The organism is Bartonella vinsonii subsp. arupensis OK-94-513 (genome assembly GCF_000278235.1).
GTDB lineage: Bacteria > Pseudomonadota > Alphaproteobacteria > Rhizobiales > Rhizobiaceae > Bartonella > Bartonella arupensis.
Window position 1 is genome coordinate 1 of record NZ_JH725041.1, and the last position, 5,951, is coordinate 5,951.

A 5,951-nucleotide genomic window follows, 5' to 3' on the forward strand; every position below is an offset into this window, starting at 1 on the left:
ATTTCATTGGGGAGTGGCATATGGCACAATCAATCTGCAATTGCTTTTGGTGCTGGTTATATGTCTGAAGATGGGAAAATCCGCACTAATGTATCTGCAACCAGTGCTGGTGGTCATTGGGGAGTAGGGGCTGGACTGAGGATAACACTGAACTAACAGTAAAAAACGTATTCGCCCTTGTTTTATCAGACAAGGGCGAGAATTTCATATCTAATGCAGAGTAATGTTTTCATATAATTAATTAATAGAGATATGTATTAAGCGTATGCTTAAAGAAATAATAAACCCATTTTTTACATTTTATTTGTTTCTCTGTATGCAACAGCAATAATTAAGTAAATCTCACTTCGATCAAAAGCGCACAAATACTTCTATGAAAACTTATGGAATAAACAATGAAACTATGAATTTCAGAATTATTTTATGTCAGAAAGATTAATTATATAAAATTGACATTTTGTTATTGCTATTTTTCTTAATAGTCTATAAAAGGTAAATGTATCTTTAAAAGATTCTATTAGTAAAAGAACTTTTTTGCTAAGCGGGGGCGGTAAATCATGAAAAAATCACAAAGTTATTGTTATATTATTTCAAAATACTTTAAAAGACACAATCCTAAAGTCCAAGAGTATCTTGCTTATTTTTACGATAAAAATACCATAATTACACAAAGAATACTCTAAATCACTCAGCAAAAAATCAAAGCCTCTATCGCAATAAATACCCCTTATTACCTCCTGGTTCACTACATCTAATAATGGTGCACAAACATGTCTTTTCTATATTTATTCTCTTTCTGCTCACCCCAAAATCCCAAGGTTTTTACACAAAAAATCTCCATAAAGGGGAGAAAACAAAACCCTATTAGCCAGATTATCAATTAATACCAATTACAATCTCTCTGACACTATAGATAGTCCTTTTTCTCATTATGACAACCCTAATCTTTTATAAAACAAGAAAAGGAATACAACCAACTAATACCAGAATATGTCTTTTTAATGTTTTTAATATGCTTTTCTTACTTGGAGAATTTGTTATGAAAAAAATATATACTACACCACAAACACTACCAGTGAGTGATTTTAAAAATTCTTGCTCATCTTATGGATTACCTTTTATTAAAACGCTTTCATTAGTTTCAGTAGCTGTCTTTTTATCAAACGCTTCTCCTGTTTCTGCTTGTGATACATGGGGTAATGTAGCAAAGTATTTTGGTGGTGGTGCTGATATACGCAGAAGTATTGCGCCAACCTATAGAATTGACGGTAGAGTGTATAGAGATGTTGGCTCTGCATTTGTAGGGGTAGATGATGCATTCAGAGGTGTGAAGAGTGAATTCAACAGTGTAAAGAATGGCTTCAACAGTGTAAAGAGTGAATTCAACGGTGTAAAAAATGCATTCAACGGTGTAAAAAATGAATTTAACGATTTTAAACTTAATATAGGACATACTATTAAGTATGAGGTTAAAAATGCTGTTGATACTGCGTTTGCAGGTTGGGAAAATGTTTGGGGTCTGTATCAGAAGGAAATTAATAATAAAATTGATAGAATCTTGTCTGATATGATTGTTAAGCAAGATCCTGTAGGGACTATTACAATTGGTGCGAACAAAAGGGGCTACATAGTAGATATTGCAAATAATTCTCATGAGGAGCGATTTATTGTTGGTGTTCGTAATGGTATGGTTAACTCAACATCGAATTACGCAGTCAATGGTTCCCAGCTTTATAAGTTGGGCGCTGGGGTTGCGAAGTCTTTTGGCGGTGGTGCTGGCTATAAAGATGGAAATTGGAGTGCTCCTACTTTTACAGTTAAGGTTTTTGATAAGGATGGTAATGGAGCTGACAAGAACTATCAGAATGTTGCAGATGCCTTTACAGGCGTGAATAGTTCTTTCACGAATCTTGATAAAAAGATTGAAAATATAGTCATTAATGCGACAGGTGATAGTCTTGTTAAGCAAGATAATACGGGGCTTATTACCATTGGTGGAAAAGTAAGTGGAACGAGTGTAAGTATTGCAAACGTTGATAATGCAGCACGGATTCTTTCAGGTATTAAGGCTGGTTCGATTACAGCAACATCAGCTGATGCGATAAATGGTTCTCAATTGTATGCCATAAGCAATTCAGTTGCAGGCTATTTTAGTAGTGATGCTGGATATGGTGAAGATGGAAATTGGAGAGCTCCTACTTTTACAGTTAAGGTCTTTGATAAAGATGGTAGCGGGACTGAAACGCGCTATGAAAATGTTGCGGATGCACTTTCTGGTGTAAGTAGCTCTTTTACAAATCTTAATAAAAAGATCGAAAATGTAACGGGTGATACTTTTGTTAAGCAAAATAGTGCTGGACTTATTACGATTGGTGGAAGCAAAGGCGGCGATAGAATAGATATTTCAAACAATATTAATAACCAACGAATTCTTTCTGGTGTTAAAGGTGGTGCATTTACGAAAACCTCGACCGAGGCAGTAAACGGTGCACAGATTTATTATATGACTCAGGCATTTGCAAGCTATTTTGGCGGCGGTGCTGGATATGATGAAAAGGGAAAATGGTCAGGTCCTACTTTTACAGTTAAAGCCTTTGATAAAGATGGTAATGAAACTGAGAATAACTATAGTAATGTTGCGGATGCGTTTGCTGGCGTGAATAGTGCTTTAACAACTTTGAATCACCAGATTGTTGAGATAAAGAATAGCTCTCCTATTGGTGAAAAACCTAAATTTTCAGACGATGATTCGGATATTATTTCAGGAGACTTTCCTTTTATGAGAAGCTTATCTTTTGATATGGATGAGGAGGAAAATTCTATGAGTAGCGAATATGATATGCTTCCAGTAGCTGTTTCTTCTGATGCGGTTAGCTATGATGTTGATAAAAATAGCGGACAGAAAATCAATAGCATAACTCTAAAAGGTGTCAATGAAAGTGATCCGGTCTTGATAGATAATGTGGCGGATGGTAAAATTGAAAAAGACTCTAAGCAAGCGGTGAACGGTGGTCAGTTACATAATTATACTGAGGAGCAGATGAAGATTGTTCTTGATGATGCGAACAAGTATACGGATGTTCAAGTCAACAATGGTATTAACGAGGCTAAATCCTATACCGATATGAAGTTTGACGCATTAAGTTATGATATTAAGAATGTGCGCAAAGAGGCAAGGCAGGCGGCAGCGATTGGTTTGGCGGTTTCTAACTTACGTTATTTCGACGATCCAGGATCTTTGAGTGTTTCATTTGCTGGAGGTTTGTGGCATGGCCAATCTGCAATTGCTTTTGGTGCGGGTTACACGTCTGAAGATGGCAAGATTCGTTCTAATCTATCAGCAACCAGTGCCGGAGGTCAGTGGGGAGTAGGTGGTGGAATAACTCTGAAATTAAAATAGCACCAGATAATACGAAAAACTACAATTTAAGCGAATTTTCGCCTTTGTCTGATAAGACAAGGGCGAAATTTTATATTACAGAGAAGTATATTTTACAGAAAAAGTTATAGAAGTAGTCCGTTTATAAAGTCTCATAACAATGTATTTTATAGTAATAATTTGAGTGAGACGGATTTTAGTGAGAAGTGAAGCACTTTAACAAAAAATTTACAAATGCAGAGTAACATCTCGTAATTTAAAGACGTACGTTCTATAATTTCATTGATAGAAAATATCCATTGGGGGGATATGTGAAAAAATCAAAAATTCCATTTCACTACTTTATTGATTTGCTCTGTACACAGCAGTAGCAATCATGAGGTGCGTAGTAACCGTAAGTAATTAATTAAGACTCATTTTGACCAAAATGAGATACCTCAAAAAAAACGATGAAACACAACCTCTCTGATAAGTCTATAACCTATGCAATAAAGATATGAGTTCTAAAATTACAGGGATATTTCACGATTTTATGAAGCAGAAAGACTCATTATGTAAAAATAATTAAACTCATTTTCTTCTTGCCATTTTGCGTAATAGTCTATAAAAGGGAAGTTGAGTTATAAGTAAGACTCATTTTGATAAAAAGTTTATCGCAAGGGGAGGTGCGACTGATTATGAAAAAATCATACAACTATCATCATTTTATTTTGAAGATTTCTGAGAGATATAACTCTGGAACACAAGAGTGTATTGCTTATTTTTACGATAAAAACACAATAAAATCTTCACTTGCCTCTTAAGCAAATAAAATGAATTATGATAAACAACGCACTCAACAACATCGTGCAAAAATATCTCTTCTATCGCTTAAATCCAAGAGCGTTTCAAGAAGCGCAGTCTGCTTAAAAGCGTGAAAAATCAAAAAATCGTGAACCGAATTATTAATCAATGCCAATCACAAACTTATCACACCTTTAATTCTGTTTATCCACTGCGAAAAACCAAAACTTTACACAGAACAAGGAAAAAAACTCTACCGCTGAAGTGTGTTTTTTTAATGTTCCGTATTTTTCTTACTTGGAGAATTTGTTATGAAAAAATTATATACCACACCAAAAGCGCTAGTGGTGAGTGATTTTAAAAATTCTTGTTCGCTTTATCGATTATTTTTTATTAAAGCGCTTTCATTGGTTTCAGTGATTATCTTTTTATCAAATATTTCTCCTGCTTCTGCTAACACTCAGAGTTTTAATAACATATCAAACGATTTGAGTGGCGGTACAAATGTGCTTAAAGCCATTCCGTCATCTTATACAATGAGTAGTAAAGTGTATAGAGAGAGTGGCTCTGCACTTATGGGGGGAGAAGATTCCCGCAAAAACTTAAGATTTAATATTAAGCTTCAGATTAAAGTTGCATTTGATACTGCGTTCGCGGGTAGGGAAGGTTCTAAGAATGTAGAGGATGCATTTTTTGGTATTAATAGTGCTTTCACAAGTTTGAATCCTCAGCTTGTTGAGATAAGGGAGCCTCTTGCTATTGGAGAGAAACAAAATAATTTATCTCAATATAATGATCAGCATGAGAATATAGATAGCTTTCCTTTTTTGAGAAGCTTATCCCGTTCACTAGGTCGAGCGGATGAGGGAGGAACGATAACTATCTCTGCTAACTCACCTTTAACTAAAATAAGTTTTATGAATAGTAAAGGTGAAGCTCGGACACTTTTGGATGTTGCTGCTGGTTCGATTGCAGCAGACTCAACTGATGTGGTAAATGGTTCCCAACTTTATGCCCTAGGGAACAGTGTTGCCAAGTCTTTAGGTGGTAATACTAGCTATGAGAATGGCAAATGGACAGCACCAAGTTTCAAGGTTAAGGGTGTTGATTATAATGGCGACGTTACCACCTCGATTTATGACAATGTTTCAGCTGCTTTTGCCGGTGTTGGTGATTCTTTTGAGAATGTTAAAAATGAGATTGCCAAAGAAATTGCTGGTGAAAGAAGTGATTCATTAAACTGGAGCAAAGAAGATCGTGCCTTTGTTGCGCAGCATGGAGAGAATAAGAGCAGCAGCAAGCTTACCTCTCTTTTAGATGGAACAATTAATAACAACTCCACGGATGCTGTTACGGGTAAACAGCTTCATATACTAGGTAACAGTATTGCAAAGTCTTTAGGGGGTAATACTAGCTATGAGAATGGAACTTGGATTACTCCTACATTCACGTTTGAGGGCCTTAATTCTAATGGCGATATTGCTACCGCAACTTATGACAATGTTGCAGCTGCTTTTTCTGGAGTTGGTAACTCTTTCACGAATGTTAAAAATGAGATCACCAATCAGATCATGCATGCAAAAAATGATTCTTTATTATGGAGCGAATCTGTTCATGCCTTTGTCGCGTCGCATTCAGATATCCCTGGCCAAATTCCAGCTGACGGAAGCTATAACAAAATTAAATATCTTCAGGATGGAGATATTTCTGTTTACTCGCACGATGCGATTAATGGTTCACAGCTTTATTCTTTTGGTGATAGTGTTGCGAAGTATTTTGGTGGAGGTGC

The 5,951-nt window shown here is 35.8% G+C and carries 2 protein-coding genes and 1 pseudogene; all 3 read left to right on the plus strand.

Annotation, left to right across the window (positions count from 1 at the left end; genetic code table 11):
* On the plus strand, positions 1–156 hold a 156-nt coding region (locus tag ME1_RS08405; protein ID WP_196793141.1), incomplete at its 5' end, for a YadA-like family protein.
* Between the two features lie 883 nt (positions 157–1,039).
* A complete protein-coding gene (locus tag ME1_RS07735; RefSeq protein WP_004865069.1) occupies positions 1,040–3,400 on the plus strand; it encodes a YadA-like family protein in 2,361 nt (786 codons plus the stop codon).
* A gap of 1,073 nt (positions 3,401–4,473) precedes the next feature.
* Positions 4,474–5,951: pseudogene (locus tag ME1_RS07670) on the plus strand (hypothetical protein); the annotation flags it as partial.